Origin of the sequence: Paenibacillus montanisoli (genome assembly GCF_003268025.1) — a bacterium.
Taxonomy (GTDB): domain Bacteria; phylum Bacillota; class Bacilli; order Paenibacillales; family Paenibacillaceae; genus Paenibacillus_Z; species Paenibacillus_Z montanisoli.
Genome location: NZ_QLUW01000004.1, coordinates 565,935 through 583,623 on the forward strand (window position 1 = coordinate 565,935; position 17,689 = coordinate 583,623).

13 protein-coding genes are annotated in these 17,689 nt (G+C 49.6%); 3 read left to right on the plus strand and 10 right to left on the minus strand.

The features are described 5' to 3' along the window. Positions 1-30 precede the first annotated feature (30 nt). The 5 genes from DL346_RS22225 to DL346_RS22245 form a co-directional block, all read right to left on the minus strand. Positions 31-915 carry a carbohydrate ABC transporter permease gene (locus tag DL346_RS22225; protein WP_112884547.1) on the minus strand — a complete coding sequence of 295 codons (885 nt, stop codon included), beginning with the start codon at positions 913-915 and terminating at the stop codon, positions 31-33. A 12-nt stretch (positions 916-927) separates the two neighbouring features. Next, positions 928-1,839, minus strand: a complete 912-nt coding sequence (locus DL346_RS22230; protein WP_112884548.1) for an ABC transporter permease — start codon at positions 1,837-1,839, stop codon at positions 928-930. 77 nt (positions 1,840-1,916) lie between these two features. Then, positions 1,917-3,620: an extracellular solute-binding protein gene (locus DL346_RS22235; RefSeq protein WP_165822623.1), complete on the minus strand. Its 1,704-nt coding sequence runs from the start codon at positions 3,618-3,620 to the stop codon at positions 1,917-1,919. 80 nt (positions 3,621-3,700) lie between these two features. After that, complete coding sequence (locus DL346_RS22240) at positions 3,701-5,386, minus strand: response regulator transcription factor (RefSeq protein ID WP_112884550.1); 1,686 nt, start codon at positions 5,384-5,386, stop codon at positions 3,701-3,703. Next, a complete protein-coding gene (locus tag DL346_RS22245; RefSeq protein ID WP_112884551.1) occupies positions 5,379-7,130 on the minus strand; it encodes a sensor histidine kinase in 1,752 nt (583 codons plus the stop codon). Before DL346_RS22245 ends, DL346_RS22240 begins: the two co-directional genes overlap by 8 nt. Before the next feature lie 236 nt (positions 7,131-7,366). Here DL346_RS22245 and DL346_RS22250 point away from each other — a divergent pair, with 236 nt between their 5' ends. Then, positions 7,367-8,848 carry an aldehyde dehydrogenase family protein gene (locus tag DL346_RS22250; RefSeq protein WP_112884552.1) on the plus strand — a complete coding sequence of 494 codons (1,482 nt, stop codon included), beginning with the start codon at positions 7,367-7,369 and terminating at the stop codon, positions 8,846-8,848. Between the two features lie 48 nt (positions 8,849-8,896). Here DL346_RS22250 and DL346_RS22255 read toward each other — a convergent pair whose 3' ends face one another. Further along, on the minus strand, positions 8,897-9,538 hold the full coding sequence (locus tag DL346_RS22255; protein WP_112884553.1) for a response regulator transcription factor: 642 nt from the start codon (positions 9,536-9,538) through the stop codon (positions 8,897-8,899). Between the two features lie 23 nt (positions 9,539-9,561). Next, a complete protein-coding gene (locus DL346_RS22260) occupies positions 9,562-11,688 on the minus strand; it encodes a GAF domain-containing sensor histidine kinase (RefSeq protein ID WP_165822624.1) in 2,127 nt (708 codons plus the stop codon). A 221-nt stretch (positions 11,689-11,909) separates the two neighbouring features. Here DL346_RS22260 and DL346_RS22265 point away from each other — a divergent pair, with 221 nt between their 5' ends. Further along, positions 11,910-12,485 carry a hypothetical protein gene (locus DL346_RS22265; protein WP_112884555.1) on the plus strand — a complete coding sequence of 192 codons (576 nt, stop codon included), beginning with the start codon at positions 11,910-11,912 and terminating at the stop codon, positions 12,483-12,485. Positions 12,486-12,801: 316 nt separating this feature from the next. Then, positions 12,802-13,761, plus strand: a complete 960-nt coding sequence (locus DL346_RS22270; protein WP_112884556.1) for a phytanoyl-CoA dioxygenase family protein — start codon at positions 12,802-12,804, stop codon at positions 13,759-13,761. 54 nt (positions 13,762-13,815) lie between these two features. Here the strand turns inward: DL346_RS22270 and DL346_RS22275 are convergent, their stop codons facing one another. From DL346_RS22275 to DL346_RS22285, 3 genes are all read right to left on the minus strand, one after another. Further along, positions 13,816-15,960, minus strand: a complete 2,145-nt coding sequence (locus DL346_RS22275) for a protein kinase domain-containing protein (RefSeq protein ID WP_338066322.1) — start codon at positions 15,958-15,960, stop codon at positions 13,816-13,818. Positions 15,961-16,024: 64 nt separating this feature from the next. Further along, a complete protein-coding gene (locus DL346_RS22280) occupies positions 16,025-16,759 on the minus strand; it encodes a protein phosphatase 2C domain-containing protein (protein ID WP_165822625.1) in 735 nt (244 codons plus the stop codon). A gap of 38 nt (positions 16,760-16,797) precedes the next feature. Next, complete coding sequence (locus tag DL346_RS22285; RefSeq protein WP_112884559.1) at positions 16,798-17,628, minus strand: vWA domain-containing protein; 831 nt, start codon at positions 17,626-17,628, stop codon at positions 16,798-16,800. Positions 17,629-17,689 lie beyond the last annotated feature (61 nt).

Here is a 17,689-nt window from a genome sequence, read left to right on the forward strand (position 1 = left end):
CCTCTCCACTAAAGAATTACGGGTTGATCGCTACTCTTTCACGCTTCCCACAACGATTCCCTTTACAAAGAACCTTTGCAGGAACGGATACACAAGCAGAATCGGCAAGGAGCCGACGATAATTTGAGCCGCTTTCGTCGTACGGTCGGAAATTTCGGACATGTGCTTCGCCTGCAGCATGCTGATTTTATTGAAATCGGGTTTAATAATGATCGTCTGCAAATAGGTAGCAAGCGGATACTTATCCGGCGACTTCATAAGAATGAGTCCGTCAAACCATGAGTTCCACTGACCGACAAACGAGAATAACAGGATTGTCGCAATGGAAGGCATCGAAATCGGTACTAGAATCCGCCACAAGGTCGTCCAATGCGAGGCGCCGTCAATGAAAGCCGACTCCTCCAGTTCCTTCGGCAGGCCGCGGAAGAAATTAAGCATGAGAACGGCATTAAATACTTGAACCGCTCCTGGCAGTACCAAACCCCATATCGAGTTGTCGAGCGACAGCATCTTAATCGTCATATACCACGGAATGAGTCCTCCGCCGAACAGCACCGTAAACATGAAGTACCATGCGTACAAGGTCCGAAACCGGAAATCCTTCATTTCCTTGGATAAGGGATAAGCAAGCAGGATCGTAAAGAACATGCTGATCGATACGCCAAGAATGCAGCGCTCAATCGAAATGAGAAACGACTTCACAAACTGGGAGTTCGATAAAATAAACGAATACGACGCCAATGTTGCATCGACAGGCCACAGCTTGACCAGCCCGGCGGACGCGGCGGTGCTGGTACTGAATGAAATCGCGAGCACATGCACCATAGGAGCCAGACACAAGAGCGATAGAATAATGAGAAAAACATAATTAAATACGCTAAATGTACGGTATTTAAACGACGGACGATGAAACATAGCGTTGTCCCCCTAAAATATACGATAGTTGGATAATCGGTACGCGAGCCAATACGAGATGCTGATCAGGATCAAAGATACAACGGATTTAAACAGTCCCATCGCCGTAGCAACGCTGTATTGCGCATTGACGATACCGGTTCGATAGACGAGCGTATCCAAAATATCGCCTGTTTCGTACACGGTCGCATTGTATAGGGTGAAAATTTGATCGAATCCCGCATTAAGCACGTTGCCTAAGCTTAACGTCATCATCAGTATGACAATTGGAAAAATGGTCGGAATCGTAATATGCCTGGTTTGCTGCAAGCGCGTAGCGCCATCGATGACAGCCGCTTCATATAAGGACGGGTTCACGCTTGTAATCGCCGCTAAATACACGATCGTACTGAAACCGAACTCCTTCCAAACATCCGATATAATGAGCACGGGCCGGAACCAATCGTTGCTGCCCAAGAAGAAGATCGGCTCAAATCCTAAGCTCTTTATGATTTGGTTGACGATCCCCGTTTCCGGAGACAGAATATCAATCAATATGCCACCCAAAATAATCCACGATAAAAAGTGAGGCAGATAGATCAGCGTCTGAATGCCGCGCTTAATGAGCGCGTTTCGAACTTCATTCAATAGCAGTGCGATCGTAATCGGCACGATAAGGCCGGCAATGATCTTCAAGGAGGCAATAATGAGCGTGTTTTTAATCGCCAGCATCGTATCCGGCATCATGAAGATATAATGAAAGTTATCAAGTCCGATCCACTTGGAATTGAAAAACCCCATCAACCCGTTGCCTTTAAGGCGAACAAACTTTTGGAATGCAATCGTGACACCCACCATAGGGAAATAACTGAAAACAAGAGCGAAAATAAAGCTCGGAAATATCATGGCATGCAGCGGAAATTCCTTCTTCAGCCTTCTGTACATTAGAGACACCTCCTAATTTCCCTATAAAGAAAGAGAGAGGGGAGTGAGGGACTCTCCTCTCTCTTTCTATTCACTTCCTATTGCTGCTTCGAGAACCACTCGTTCACTTCTGTTGTAATTTGGTCGCCGCCAAGCTTCTTCCATTGCTCGACGAACTTATCGAATTCATCGACCGGCGCAGCGCCCATAATGATTTTTGTAAAGGTTTCATTTTGCAATTTGTCCAGCACGCCTTGTTTTTCAACCATCGTCGGCGTATTGGCACCCAGATAGCCCGTTGTAAGCAAGGTATCTTTATAACCGGCCAATACTTCGAAGGAAGATTCCGTCGGACCTGCTTGACGGTAAGTAGCCCACTGCTCTTGATCCCCGTTCAAGAATGCGGTGATTTTTTCGAACAGCGATTTTTGCTCCGGATTCAGCTTAGACGTATCTTTAGAATCCACCGCCTCTTTAACCGCAAGGTAGTTATCCGGAACGTCCTTGTTAGGAGCGAATACTTGGAATATCGGGTATTGGAACAGCTCGGTTCCTTTCGCGGAAACGGAGTACTTCGCCCAATCCGCCGTCTCGCCGTAAGCGCGCTCCAGCCATAGGTTAAGCATCTTCACGATCACTTCAGGATGTTCGAAGCCGTCTTTGGCCACATAGTATTCGTATACAGGGAATCCAACCCCCGGAACTGCCGGCTTATCATCCGCGGATACGATCGGGAACGGCTTCCATTCCATGCCTGGATTTTGCTTTCTGGCATCGTTGAATGGCCAGTACGAGTACCAGTTTGCTCCGAAATAGATACCTACCTTGTTCTGCGAGATGGATTCAATGACCTTGCCGCCATCTTTCACGGCAAACTCTTTATCCAAGTAGCCTGCTTTATACAGCTCTTGCAGCTTACCTAATGCCGTTTTCATTTCCGGGGCGATGTTTCCGTTTACAAGCTTGCCTGAATCGTCTTTCACCCAAATGCCCGGATAAGCGTGGAATCCGTTGTAGAAGCCCGTCAAGCCGCTAAGCTCCTTGCTGATCGCCAAGCCGAATGTGTCATTCTTGCCGTTACCGTCGGGATCCTTGGTAATGAACGCTTCGGAAATCTTAAGCAGCTCGTCCATCGTCTTAGGCGGCTGCAAGCCTAATTTATCCAGCCAGTCCGTACGAATCCACAAAATATCTGCGCTGGTAATGTTGCCGCCGAATTTCGGAATCGCCATCAGCTTGCCGTCAAACGTGGCCGCTTTGAGCGCAAGTCCTCCGTCTTGATTTCCCAATTCCTTCAACGCTGGCGAAGCGTATTTCTCCCATACCTCGGTCAGGTCTTGAATCTGCTCTCCTTCTACCAGCTGGTTCATCTGCTTCGTGTTGACGCCGAATGCGTCCGGAATGTCATTCGATGCGATGGAAATGTCCATTTTATTGCTATCGCCGCTTGGATCGCCCAGCCAGTCATAGACGAGTTTGATGCCAAGAGCGCTTTCATACTCTCGCGTCCAAACGTTATTCTCGTTTGTATCGCCATTCTCAAAGCGATCATCCGGGAGGGCCATGCGGACGGAATGGACCGTAATAGGCGGATCGTATTTGCCGAATGGGTCAACCTTGTCATCTGCACTTGTGTTAGTCGCAGTTGTGTTTGTATTAGTCGTGTTTGTGCTTGTCGCTTCACTATCCGCGGACTGCGAAGCTTCATTGCCCGCATTATTATTTCCACCGCATGCCGATAGCATAAGTGACGTTGTGAGTAAGCTAGCAGCTAGAAGCGTAACCCGATTCTTTTTTGCCATTTCGTAACCCCCATGGTTGAATGTTCTGCTTACAAATTGATTATAAGTTGACGAAACGGCAGCCATCTATTCGCCTTTCTTTACTTTGCGCTCGCATTTCTAGACGTGACGACGCTTTCCCGATATTCCTGAGGCGTCATTTGCAAGGCCTTCCGAAAGAAGCGATAGAACGATTGCTCCGATAAGAAGCCGACAGAAGCCGAAATCTCATGGATTTTCAGCCGATTCTCCTCCAGCAGCTCCTTCGCTTTCTCAAGTCTCGCCGTCATAATATAATCGGACAAGCCTTCATTGGTGACTTGCTTGTACAGCCTCGATAGGTACGAAGGATTGTGTCCGACGACATCACCAATGCGGTTAAGCGTCAAATCCCCGGCTAAGTTCTGCTGAACATAGCGCTGCACCATTCGAATCACATCATTCTCCTGGCTTCCTTTGCCAGCCTGTTTGTGCTCGAACAACGCCTCCGCCAGCCTATAGAAGTAATCGACGACTTCCTTCCAGTTGTTGTGACAGTCGAGGATCGTCATTTTGCCCAAATTAAAACGGCTGCCAACTTCATGCTGAATTTCCCAACGGTTAATATAAGATAAGAAAATAGAAACCAACGTAAAATAAACTTCCGTTTTGATCGAGTTGTTTGCCGCGGAACGTTCCGTTAACACTTTCATGATACCGGCATATTCGGTCATAAACGGGGCCTTCTGCCCGTTCTCCAGCAAGGTATGCAGCAAGTTCAGCTTCTTGAGCTGCTTTCGTTGATCGTGCTCTAATTGCTCCGCCGAGGCGATATCTATGGTTTGTTCGATTAGCAGCTGCTGCTGACCCAACCCCAGCCCCCGGTTTAGAAGCTGCTGCAGATGCTCGAACTGCTCCGATAGCTGGTCCCATTCCTTGAACGATGCGCCAATGGCCATGGATAAATTGAGCTTTAGCAAGACACTGCAGGAGTCTTGGATCATTTCTGCCGCTCCCTTGAGAAAAACAAGACAACGCTGTCTTAGTCCGGTAACCTCGGCGGCTGACAAGCCTTCCGTTCGCTCATTCGGCTGCATGAGCCATAGCAGCTTCGTTTTTTTCTCGAAATCAAACGAAAGCACTTGTACTTTGGCTGATACATATTCCTGGGCAATGTTCTGGATCGCAAATAGATACAGGGATTTGTCAAAGGGCCGAGTTCCTTCCTTCCAGTCATCGACCCTTCCAATCATGGCAACGACGGGTTCAGAAGGCGCAAGTTCGATGCCCACTTCCTCGAAGCTTTGGCTGAGCACGCCATGCACAGACGAATCCCCTTGAACTAGCTCCCACAGGAGCTCTTTTTGCAATAACGGGGTAATCGCTTGCATCTGCTGCTTCGATTTCGCAATGTACTCTTCAATGGCTACAGCCTCCGATAGAGCCGTCAATGCTTTCTGAACGGATGCAACGATCGCCTCGTCTCCTTCTGTCTTCAATAAGTAATCCACGCCGCCGTTGCGGATGGCTTCATGGATATAGTCGAAGTCGTTGTAGCCCGTTAGAAAAATAACCTTGCATCTCGGCCAATATTTCATGATCTCGCGGTGGAGCTCTAATCCGCTCATGCCAGGCATTCGAATATCCGTCAAAACGATGTCGATTTTGACGGTTTGCATGCAGCGAAGCGCTTCCGCCGAAGAGTAGGCGCAGAGCAGCTCCAATTCGGGAATCGCCCGTCTTTCAAACAAATCCAGAACGCTTTCTACGATGAAGGGTTCATTATCAACAATCAGCAGTCTATACAACCTTCTCCACTCCCCTAGTAGATAATCTCATCTCAACCAGAACGCCTCCCGCTGTCCCTCGAGATACAGAAAGCCCGTACTGCTCGCCATATCTTAGCTTTAGCCGCCGATGCACGTTCAGAATGCCGGTTGATTCTTTACCCAGATCATGGGTTTGGATACGATATCGCAGATCCTTCAGACCTGCTTCCGAAATGTTCTCCCCGTTGTCCTCTACTTTAATCACGAGAACGCCGTCCGCTTCTTCAAATCTGATCGAAAGGATTCCATCCGAAACTTTATCTTCCAAACCATGCACATAGGCGTTCTCAATAATGGGCTGCAGGATGAGCCTAGGAACAGGCAGCCTGCGCAACGTTTCCGGCAGTTCCTCCCACTCCACGCTGATCTGTCTGGAGAAGCGCAGCGTCTGAATCTCCGTATAGGCCTTCGAGTGGTGGACCTCTTGATCGAGCGTGACGGTCTCATTTCCCGTTCGAGTAATGAATTTGAAATAGTCCCCCAGGTGTTGAATGAGCCGTTCCGCCGTTTGAGCATCGCGCATCCGGACAAGTCCTTGCAGCATAAAGAAGCTGTTGTAGAGAAAATGCGGATTAATTTGAGACTGCAGCTGCTTAAGCTCCGCTTGCTGGGAACGGATGCGCTCCTCATATACCTCGCCGATCAGCTTATTTAATTGGCTGACCATTGCATTGAATTGTCCATATAGATACTTGAACTCATCGCTGTAATTGTGATGTATTTCGACTTGCAGGTCCCCTTTTTCCACTTTGCGGAAGGAAGTGACCAGACGTTTGAGCGGCCGATGAATAAGGCGGAATATCCAGTAAGAGAAAGCCACGATGATAATCGTGGAGATAATCGACAACAGCCATAGAAATTTCCGATAAGTGTCCAGCGGGCCCAGCACTTCATTCGCAGGAATATAGACAACCAGATAAGTGTCCAGAAGCTTCGAGTATTCATAGGTAATTAAATAGTTCATGCCCTTAATGCTTAAACTGCCTTGACCGCTAGGTTTGCCGTTGATATCCGGGTTATTTAGAAACTTCCTCAATTCAGGTAAAACTGAATCCTGTTTTCCGTCCGAAAATGACCAGTTCTGTTTCACATTGATAAAGGAGGCACCCGCTCCATCCAAGTCCACGATTTGACGGAGCGTGTCCTGAAGCTTCTTCGTGGATAAGTCGACGCCAAGCGCAATCGATAGAGGCAGCTTCTGGAACGGATCCGGATACATTTCGCTCAGAAAAAGCCCCTTCTTCCAGTACGTGATCCTCGATCCGGTTTTGCCGGACATCTTTAAAGCTTCCAACTCATCCGGTTGAATGTGATTGTCATAGCTGTTTGAGAATATCCCTCTCTCCATCGAAGGAATGTACACCTTGACGTTGTCGACATATAAACTCGATGTCTTCAGTAAGTTCAACCTGTCTTTAACGTTAAGAATCGTTTGCACTCTGGTGTAATCGTCCATATCCGCAGCGATGGTGCGTATTTTTTGAAAATCCTCGTTGAAGATGAGCTCTTTGTTGATTTGGATAATGCGCGCCATTTCATTTTCGAACGAACTCATGTAGAAATGAACATTGGTTACAACCGATTTCGACAGCTCTTCGCGCATGTTCTTTTCGGCGGATTGAATGACATAGATGCTAATGCTGAAGATCGGAATAATCACAATAAAAAAAGATAAGATCAACTTTGTAAAAATACCCGCATTCAGCCGCTTGAATATAGGCATACCTATCCCCCATGCTCATTGATGTATCGTAATCCAACCTAGAATCATTCGATACGCCTTGATACATTCCTTCCGCGTTTCCAAAAAGTATTAATGCCATTAAATAACAAAAAAACACTCCCTTTTATGGAAGTGTACACACGCATTGAAAGCGATTACTGATTAGCCGTCATATTTTTAGTGGTGCAAGCCATAGATATAATTCGTGGTTCATTTTACATAGTAGGAGGATGCTAATGAGTCAAATCGTAGCTTTGAGTCCGAAGCTGGAGAAGTTTCTGCAGGGAACCAAGAAATTATTTATTAATGGGGAGTTCGTCCCCTCCGCTTCGGAAAAAACGTTTATTACCTACAACCCTGCAACCGGTCAGCCGCTCGCAACGCTTTATGAAGCGGATGCCGAAGATGTAGACCGCGCCGTAAGGGCCGCGAGATTTGCGTTCGATCATGGTCCGTGGAGCAAATTGGCCGCCGCCGAACGCAGCCGCTTGATTTACAAGCTTGCCGATTTAATAGAGGCGAACTATGAAGAATTCGCGCAGCTGGAGTCCTTGGATAACGGCAAACCGATCAAAGAAGCACGTGCGGCCGATCTGCCTTTATCGATCGAGCATTTCCGGTATTTCGCCGGCTGGGCAACGAAAATCGTCGGGCAAACGATCCCGGTCCAAGGGAACTATTTAAACTATACCCGCCACGAACCGATCGGCGTTGTCGGACAAATCATTCCATGGAACTTCTCGCTTTTGATGTGTGCTTGGAAGCTGGGCGCCGCCCTCGCCACAGGTTGCACCGTGGTGCTCAAACCGGCGGAACAAACGCCATTGTCCGCCCTCTATTTAGCGGAATTGATCCAGCAAGCCGGATTCCCTGACGGGGTCGTGAATATTGTCAGCGGTTATGGCGAAACGGCCGGCCAAGCGATCGTGAATCACCCGCAAATCGATAAAGTCGCTTTTACCGGCTCGACGGAGGTCGGAAAGCAGATCATGCGCCAAGCCGCTGATTCCTTGAAACGCATCACTCTCGAGCTAGGAGGGAAATCGCCGAATATCATCCTTCCGGATGCCGACATGTCCCGTGCCATTCCCGGAGCGCTTGCCGGAATCATGTTCAATCAAGGTCAAGTATGCAGCGCTGGGTCCCGCTTATTCGTTCAGAAAAAAGTGTACGACAACGTCGTGTCAGATCTAGTCAGCTACGCCAGAAAAATAAAGCAAGGGCCTGGGCTTGATCTGGAAACGGATATCGGGCCGCTTGTATCGGTCGAACAGCAACAACGAGTGTTGGGCTATATTGAGAAGGGTAAACAACAAGGGGCCGAGATATTGGCCGGCGGGAACAATCCGTATCGTCAGGGATATTTTGTGAGCCCGACTATTTTTGCCAGCGTGAATGAAGAAATGACGATTGCCAAGGAAGAAATCTTCGGACCGGTCGTCGCCGCGATGCCTTTCGAGGATCTGGATGACCTCATCGAACGCGCCAACAAATCGGAATACGGATTAGCGGCGGGCCTTTGGACGGAAAACCTGAAAAACGCGCATTATGTTGCAAACCGCTTAAAAGCCGGAACCGTCTGGGTCAACTGCTATAACATGTTTGACGCGGCATCACCGTTCGGCGGTTTCAAGCAATCTGGCATCGGGCGCGAGATGGGCAGTTATGCGCTAAATAACTACACGGAAGTGAAGAGTGTCTGGGTGAATTTGAATTAAAATCGGGAAGCCCTCGCTCACCTGAGCGAGGGTTTCCTTTTTACGGTGCTAGTTCTCCCGAGACTCTTTCAACAAGCGCTTCGCCGCATTCCGGTCCGCCACCTGCAGCTTATTTAGAATGGTGGTTATATTATTCGCAACCGTTTTGGCGCTGATAAAGAGTCGCGAAGCGATTTGCGCGTTCGTCTCCCCTTCGGCAATACGCTCCAGAATGTCCATCTCCCGCTTGGACAGCTCGGCCAAAGCCGGATTGTCCGCCTTAACGTCTGCCTTGGGAGCCGCGAAGTAGTGAATCATCCGCGCTGCGATGTCCGAGCTGAACACCGCGCCGCCGCTTCCCACCATCCGGATGGAGTGAAGCAGCTCGGTCTCGTCCGCATCCTTCAGAACGTAACCCTTTGCCCCGGCCCGCATGGCCGTGAATACGGATTGATCATCCTGAAACATCGTCAGGATTAACACCTCCACGCGAGGGAACCGCTCCTTGATCAAACGGGTCGCTTCGATTCCGTTTAATCCAGGCATGCGGATATCCATTAAGATTAAGTCCGGTTGCAGTGCGGCCGCGAGCTCCAGCGCTTCATCCCCGGATGACGCTTCTCCCACAACTTCCAAGTCCTCCGTAGTTCTGAGCAAATTCCGAACGCCGCTTCGAAATAACGGATGGTCGTCAGCGATGACAATGTTCATGCCAAGCTCCCCTTTGCAAATACTTAAAGCGGTAAAACAGCGAACACCCTTGTTCCGCCGTCCTCCAACCGCTCTATCCCGCACTGTCCGCCAAGCTCAGCCGCCCGTTCCCGGATCGATTGCTGGCCGATGCCCCCTTTACCGGCGACGGAGGCTGCAGACGATACGCGGCCGGCTCTCCCGTTGTCTGTAATTTCCACGGTAAGCTGATGCGCGGAATTGATATCCAGTCTTACCGTGCATGACGTTGCCCGCGCATGCTTGATTACATTCACGATAGACTCGATGACGATCCGGTAAGCCGCGACTTCTACCGCGGCAGGCAAGACTGGCAACGGCTGCGGCGCATCCAGCCCAATCCGCAGAGGCTTACTCCCCTGCTCCTCGGCAAGCAGCTGAGCCGGCTTGGATAGCCCATGAATCCGCTCTTGAATGGCGCCGATCAGCCCCAGTTCATCCAGGGTTGGCGGACGCAAATCATGGACCATCGTCCGGATCTCGCTCACCGTAGAACGGATGACCTGCCTCAGATCGGCCAGCATTTCAATGGCGGTCTCGGGTTCTTTCACGACGTACTTCTGCGCCGTCGCTGCATTCAGAGCAAGCGCCGCAAGTCTTGGGGCGAGGTCATCGTGCAGGTTCTTGCGGATTTGGCGGCGCTCTTCCTCCCGGGCCAGAACCAGCTTTTCACGGGAGTCCTGTAAATCTCTCGCCAGCAGCTTCATGCCCAGCGTCATGTTTACGTTCTCGACGATCGGACCGGTCTGCCGCAGCAGCACGTCGAGAAACTTTCCGTCCTCCGGAGAGAAGGCTTCTCCTGGCGAACGGCTGGCAATCACGAGTGTGCCGAGCTCTTCGCCTCTATGAATAACGGGGAAGGAATGCAGCTCGTTCACCGGCTCCCCTGCTGAAGCTACCAGCTTTTGTTGGCCGCCAACACCGATGGAAATGCCCGTATACGGGAGGCGCAGCGCTTCTTTAACGGTTCTGACGACGGCATCCAGCATGGCTTCCGGCGCAAGGGGCTTAATCAATTGATTGCCGAGCTCCAGGAGCACCGCATATGGATCGTCGTGCCGGCCTCTCATAACCCGGTTAATTTGGCGCTGAAGCCACACCTTGATCGGTGCGAACGCAACGGCAACCATGGCGGTGGCCAGCAAAGAAACGATGAAATTGTCCTTCGTTTGAAAGAGCTGGCTTAAGTAGAGAACGGCAAAGGTATAGAGCAGGACAACGCATACGGATAACGCCGCATAGACAAGCGTCCGATTAACTAGAGGATCGATGTTCCATAGCCTCTCGCGCAGAATCGCCAACGCAAGCGTAATCGGGATGGCCGTCAATGATAAGTTAAGGATCGCGTTCAAGTACACATAGGTGATGGCCGAGCCGTCGTTTAAGCTGGGATCGAACAAGATGCTCATACCGACAAAGCCGACAACGCCGATTGAAACGCCATAAACGACCCATTTGGTTTGCTGCCTCTGTACGGGCTGGGAAACCTTGCGGAACCGGTAGACCTGCGAATAGATGAGGATCACTGTAGAGCCGACATACCATATCAATTGAACGAACTCCGGCACGCCGAGGCGATCCCACATTTGACCGTGATAGATAAATTGAAGTCCATCCACTGCGACAATGAGGAGAAACACGAACCGGGTCCATTTCGGAACGAAGAATCCATCGGGAAACAGAAAGAAAAAGAGCGACAACGATATCCAGCCCAGCATCGAGACAAGCAAAAACCAATTTTGCGCGAAAAGGCTGCCCTCCGATGCGACTATCGTTAATGAAGGGAATGAAGTGCCGAAGGAAACCATGGCTGTGGCAGCCAGCAGGCCCATCGGTTCGCGGAATACCTTCCAAAGCATGACAACGGACGTCGCATAAAACACAAAAGTAAAGACGCAATCGATCAGCACGAACAAAAGGGCATAGTCCTCTATAGTAAGTCCGTGCTCCGGGATCGGCATGGCGGGAACCGAATTTCCGCAGCCCTGAACGATGCAAGTGTTAACCAAAGCCTTATAATAGCGCGGAATGTTGCTGACATACATCGCCATCGTAATGACGCAGAACGTCAAGACCAGCAGCTGCAAGCTCGCCAATCTCCATTGTTTAGACTTGCGGACTTCCGGTGCCATTCCTTCACGCCTTCCTGAACGGTTCATAATAGCTAATTATAGCCGTCACCCCAAAGATTGGATACGGATTAAAATGATTTCCCGCCTGCCTTCCGCCCTTTTCCCGAAAATGGCCTCCCCGCTTCCCGGCAATTCGGGAATCGACCTCTCTGGCGTACGGGAATTCCCGCCCCTTATGCTAAGTACATGAGAACACGAAACCAAGTTGGAGGCTGAGAGAAATGAATGAAAAACAGATTATCAAATGGCTGGGCATGATTTGTATCCTTGCGGGAGTTGCTCGGATAGGCATGACGCCAACCTCGATCATTTGGGGAACGGACAGTCCCCAAGAGCTGACGTTCGGATTAATCGCTTGCATTCTGATGTCGGTCGGCACGATCGTCACGTACTTGGTGCAGTCCCGTGAAACCGGCGTAACGGGCTTCATTACAACACTTGGCATCATCATCGGAAACATCGTGACGACCGCAATGGTCTGGTCTCAATTTGCCGCAGGCGCAGGCGCCCCGATGCCGGAAGGCACGTTAGTGAACATCTCCAGGGCCATCATGATGATCGGTATGATGGCGGGATCGCTCGTATTCGCGTTTATTACCTTCAGGGCCAAAGTGTTTCCCCGCTGGGTTCCGGCACTGCTTGTATTGATGATCCTAAACATTTTTCTTCCGATTGAGGACAACAAATACTTCGCGGCCTTCTGGGGATTGGCCTATGTAGGAATGGGCTATTGCGTTTGGGCTGGGAAGCTAAATCGTAAACCGGCGGCAAAGAGTGCCGAATCTTTGAGCGCTTAACTCCATTCCATTGTCGCTTGTAATGATTGCTGCCGCGATTAGTATTGGAGTAGCCATTGTATCCGGCATGCGCCCAGCGAAGCTCGCTACCGAGATTGATGTATTAAAGGCACTGCGACGCGATATTTAAAGCTAATATTCGCACTGAAAACCCAGTCCTTACGCGGACTGGGTTTTTCAGCACGCATCATCCTGCCGCTGTTCATGTACAATTTTGCAACAATGAAGGAACGTTTGTATCTCTGACGAATATTACCTTTTAAGTTTGATTGTGGTTTCCCATCAAGGCTTAACAAGATAATGGAGGTAGAAGCTTTTGGCTAAAGTGCTGACGAACGAACAAATCGAACATTTCATGGAAAAAGGCTGGGTTAAAATCGAACAAGCTTTTCCCAGGGAAGAAGCTCTAAAAGTACAAGATTTCTTGTGGGATCGCCTTGCGGAGCACGGAGTGGACAGAAATGACGAAAGCACGTGGACCAAGCCGATCGTTCGGCTAGGCAACTATACGGATTCCGTCGCGGATGGATGCAATACCGATAAGTTAACGGGTGCCGTTGAGGACTTGATCGGCGAAGGCAGATGGATGGAGGGCAATAAGAAGCACAACGCCATGTGGGGCGGATTTATAATCAATTTCGGGCCGGAAGTCCCCGGAGGATGGCATTATGACGGCAGCCATTTCCGGCATTACTTGGATAGCTGGCAGCAAGGACTGCTGTTCATCGGCGTCTTCTCCGATATTCGGCCGGGCGGCTCCGGGACGCTCGTCGCTGAGGGCTCACACAATATCGTGGCCAAAGTATTGGCGGAGCATCCTCAAGGGCTCGGTTTAGGCGAAGCGATCAAGCTGTGCAACCAGCATCCTTGGTTAGCGGAATTGATCAGCAGACAGAATCAGAAATCATCCGATAACATTTACTCCGATGAGGTCGCTGCAGACGACAAAACGGCGAAGAAAGCGCATCTGGCGAAATTTATGAATACGACTTACCACGATCCGAACGGTTATTCCTTAAGGGTAGTGGAAACGACCGGTTCGGCGGGAGACGTCGTGCTGTGCCATCCTTTCCTCTACCATGCTCCGTCCGACAACGATTTGGGCATTCCAAGATTTATGTGCAATCGCTGCACCCCAACGATGGATCCCATGAATTTCAACCGGAGCAATCCGCAGGAGTATTCGGTCGTGGAACGGATGATTCGAAAATCTCTAGGTTTACAAGAAGCCGAGGGCTTCCCCTTTAAGCGGGAAGAGTTATCTGAGAAGGCATAAAAAAGGTGCGGTCTGCTCATTGTACATGAGTCAGATCGCACCTTTTTATACGATTCAACGGAGAAGGAATATCCGCCTTAGATAGCATAAAAAATTAATGTCCTTAAAAGAAGCCATTCGCTTCGTCAGATCGTGAAGCTCCCATTGGTTCGCCGCTAGATGCTTGTTTAGTTCGGTTATCTCTTGCTCAAATTGTCGGAGCTCGTTCGTCAGGTTCATTCTGGCGGTATCTTCTTCCCTCTTTAAGAAGTCATGCTCCGGGCTATATGCCTGCCTGATGTGAGAGATCTGGTGTTGCGCCCTGTTTTTATACGCTTGTTCTGCGCTATTCAATGCGGATTTTCTGTTCGTAAATTTGGATGTTATGGCTGTCATTTCGCTGCGAGGGAGGGCCTGAGGAATTTTAGGCTTATATTTGCGTTCAGTCCTTTTTTTCCACTCGACCAACGTTTTCGCTTGGGAAGGGCTCATGCCGACATGAACCGAGCCACCGCTTTTTAGAACCAGATAAACCTTTTCGATTTTTTTGCTGCCATAGGACTGAAAAATCGTAATGTCCAAAAAATCGGCTGCTGTACGAATTCCGCCGGAACCTAGCCGCCGTTTCATTTCATCGTCGATATCCGGAAATTTTTCTTTGCTAATTCTATGCTTCATTAATTGTTCGTCCAGCCACGTTTTTTTGAAAGCAGCCAAAGCGCCGGTCAGCTCTGTTTTTTCCTCCTGATCAATGGTTTGTCTTTCACCTAAGACTTCGCTTATATGACCCTGGAGTTTCTTTTCCACTTCTTCTATTTCATTCGTTTCCCGCTCCGACACTTTCCCTTGCCTTCGCAATAGATCGTCTAGCTTCTCTTCCTCCATTTGCTCATGCTTAAGCTTGATATCGTTAATGTGGTTTAATTCAATTGTCAGACCGGAAACGGCATCTTCTAGCCTCTTTATTTTATCTGACACGGCTCTCTTTTCTTGAACAACGGAAAGGTTCAAATAGCGCCGGTTTAAAAAGGCCATTTCACCTACACCTAATGCCGTGCAGAATAGGAGCGCTGTAGAAGGCGCATTTCCGTATGCAACAGCTGCCACCGCTGCGATGGATACAACCAGAAACGAAACGGTTCTTTCCAGTAAGAACCTGTCCGTTGACCAAGGCTTGGAAGGTACAGCTTCCGTTTCGAGATAATCCAGTACCCAAGAAGAACCAGTAGAATACGAAGATTCCGGTTGTGAGCGGATGGTAACCGCGGGTGACCGCATCTTCTTAACGAGCCATTCTTTGAAGGCTGCTGCGAAGGAAGCCATTAATTTCGTTGCGGCGGAGATCGAAACAGATGCGACTGAAAGCTGTACGGCATCAGCCTTTAATTGGGGATCAAAAGGCCGGGGTACCTTCGTCACCTCTTCAGACATGACTTCACGAAATGAGCGTATTAAGGAACGCAGCGCCTCATCGTCAGCACGCTCCAGACATTCAAGAGCCTGCGATGCGTCCGGCAGGACAAAATCATTCTGTCGAAAGAGGAGCCTCTCATCAGCCTCTCCCGCGCCGAGCGAATGCCATAAGGAAGCATCCGCACTTACGGCTGCGATTGAAATGAAGATGACCCACGCCGAAAAGTTATCGATATAAGGCCCGAAATGCTCCGGATTTCTTCCGGGATGCTGATAGTTTCTGTGCCCGAGCTCGTTGCTTGGCATGCCGTCTAAGTCCGGTACATACATGCCGTCATAGTCGATCAGAATGATTTCATCATTGTGAATCAAAACATTGCCATGCTGCAGGTCACCGTGCGCAATGTTTGCCTCGTGCAGCTCTTGAAGCATTTTGAGCCATTTATTGCCCAGTTCCCTTAATATTTCGGCGTCATGCAAATGCCGCTCGATATAATGCAGCAGAGATTCCCCTTCCACCCACTCCATTTTTACGATCGGGTACCAGTTGCCGTTTATTTTAATGCCTTCGGAGAGGTACTCGAAATGGACCATATAGGGGAGCTTAACGGCGCTTAAATGCATGCTGATGGCGTCATAACGGATCTTTTGATCCTTCACGTTATTGGTGAAGCATCTGACCGCCCATTCTTTCTCCCCGCACTTCATTTTATAAACGGTGGCGAAACTGCCCGAGATGGGACGAGGCAGCCCTAGCTTATCCATTTCAGGGAACCCGGCTTGAAGCTCCGGGTCCCGGAAGCACATTTTCGGATTTTGGATCGCTTCCCGATAATCCTGTGGGGTGGGCCAGAACAAACGCCTCACCCCCTTATAATAGTTTTACTCGAATGAAAGTCACATCGTCATTTCTAAGATAAAAGCCGCCATCACGGCTGATCGACTTCCTCTCCGCATGAACAAAACGAGTAAAGTCCTGCTCGGAGGCCAGCCCGTATAGTTTCTTTATTACGCTTAAGTCTTCCTCGTAACGAGTCAGCAGCCAGCATGCCAGGGCATCGGTCATTAACAAGAAGGAGTCTCCCGCTTTGGCGATTCCGCTCCATGTTCTGACGAAATCTTTAAGCGGACCGTTATTGGCTGCGTTGCTCGAAATAAGGACAGGCCTATTATGAAATTCATCAGCGGAACTCATAGGAAATGCGGCGATCATTTTATCATTCCGAATTTGAAAGATGCAGCTGTCGCCGATGGCGACCGCATCAAATGCTGTAAATGAAGCGTCCGTCAAACGAAACGTGATTCCGGCTATCGCCGCGAACGCCCCGCTGCTCAGCTTCTCTTGCGCATACCAGGGAAGGTCCTTTCCCTGAAGCTTTTTCTGCCAGACTCTCGATAATTTAGAAATAGACTTCTGGAGAGGCCTATCATCAAACTTTCCATTGCAATAACCGCTTGCGAGCAGCTTCGCCCAGAGGTCGGCGAACGATGATTCGCTGGCCCCATCCGCTATGGCAAATCGATAATTGGTCGTATCTTTGTTAATTTGAATGCTGCGATTGAAGGCATCTTCATATTCATCTTGGCGGTTTCCCGCCTTCGGCATTGAAAAACATTCGCTCTCGATTCGTACCATAGCCGTCCCTACCTAAGATTCGCCGGACGCGTTCCGATGTCAAGCGCCTGGATTACAAGGGTTAAATCGGCATTCAATACGAATCCTCTTGCGCCATCCGAGAGATCCAAATCGTGCTCCTGATTGGCCACCCGGATCATAAAGGGCGTCAGCAGGCTTGAGCCTTCGTAAAGCATTCTCGAATAGGGGTCGGGCAGTCCATCGGAGGTTTCCGGAAAACGCTGCTCCACCGCACTCGGACTATCGGAGATATGCAAGTTAAACAGCAATACATTTCCATCGTCCGTAGCCAGTTCTCTTAATTTTGCCATTTCGGAAGTCGGGTCACCGTCGGTGGATTCCCCATCCGTGATATGAATGACGACCGGCGGAAAACTAGGCGTATATTCGTTGATCCATTGATTCAATATGGTATGGGCCGTATTCACGGCCTGGCACATTGGCGTTCCGCCGTTGGATACAGGCTCAAACCAGACAGGAAACTTGACAAGCTGATCGGCAAGCCCGCCTGCCCCATCCGGAACTTTCTTAAGACGCTTCTCCAGCCTTGACGGATTATCGGCAATTTCGCTGATCGGCACTAATTCTTTTCCAGCCAGAACTCCGCCGAACGCCGGCCCTACGCTAGCGCCATAGCCAATCACGCCAACATGATAGTAGTCACGTATGCCTTCCGACTTCGCGCACTTTATAATCAGATTTTGCAATAAACGGTTTATCGCATCGGAAACGCTCTCGGCTTTCGAACCGGCTCCGTATGGGTCGGACATCGATCCGGACTGGTCAATGATAAACAGAAAACACGACGGATTCGAACGGCTGATTTCTGCTGAATACATGGTTTCACCCCTCAAAAAAATAGGTACATACTTCATTCCTATTCCGCTGAGGTCAAAGACT

Coding starts and splice junctions, on each gene's coding strand:
- DL346_RS22285 (WP_112884559.1), bottom strand. CDS start 17,628: ATGTATTCAGCAGAAATCAGCCGTTCGAATCCGTCGTGTTTTCTGTTT.
- DL346_RS22250 (WP_112884552.1), top strand. CDS start 7,367: ATGAGTCAAATCGTAGCTTTGAGTCCGAAGCTGGAGAAGTTTCTGCAG.
- DL346_RS22230 (WP_112884548.1), bottom strand. CDS start 1,839: ATGTACAGAAGGCTGAAGAAGGAATTTCCGCTGCATGCCATGATATTT.
- DL346_RS22265 (WP_112884555.1), top strand. CDS start 11,910: ATGAATGAAAAACAGATTATCAAATGGCTGGGCATGATTTGTATCCTT.
- DL346_RS22255 (WP_112884553.1), bottom strand. CDS start 9,538: ATGAACATTGTCATCGCTGACGACCATCCGTTATTTCGAAGCGGCGTT.
- DL346_RS22245 (WP_112884551.1), bottom strand. CDS start 7,130: ATGCCTATATTCAAGCGGCTGAATGCGGGTATTTTTACAAAGTTGATC.
- DL346_RS22225 (WP_112884547.1), bottom strand. CDS start 915: ATGTTTCATCGTCCGTCGTTTAAATACCGTACATTTAGCGTATTTAAT.
- DL346_RS22260 (WP_165822624.1), bottom strand. CDS start 11,688: ATGGCACCGGAAGTCCGCAAGTCTAAACAATGGAGATTGGCGAGCTTG.
- DL346_RS22235 (WP_165822623.1), bottom strand. CDS start 3,620: ATGGCAAAAAAGAATCGGGTTACGCTTCTAGCTGCTAGCTTACTCACA.
- DL346_RS22280 (WP_165822625.1), bottom strand. CDS start 16,759: ATGCCGAAGGCGGGAAACCGCCAAGATGAATATGAAGATGCCTTCAAT.
- DL346_RS22275 (WP_338066322.1), bottom strand. CDS start 15,960: ATGTGCTTCCGGGACCCGGAGCTTCAAGCCGGGTTCCCTGAAATGGAT.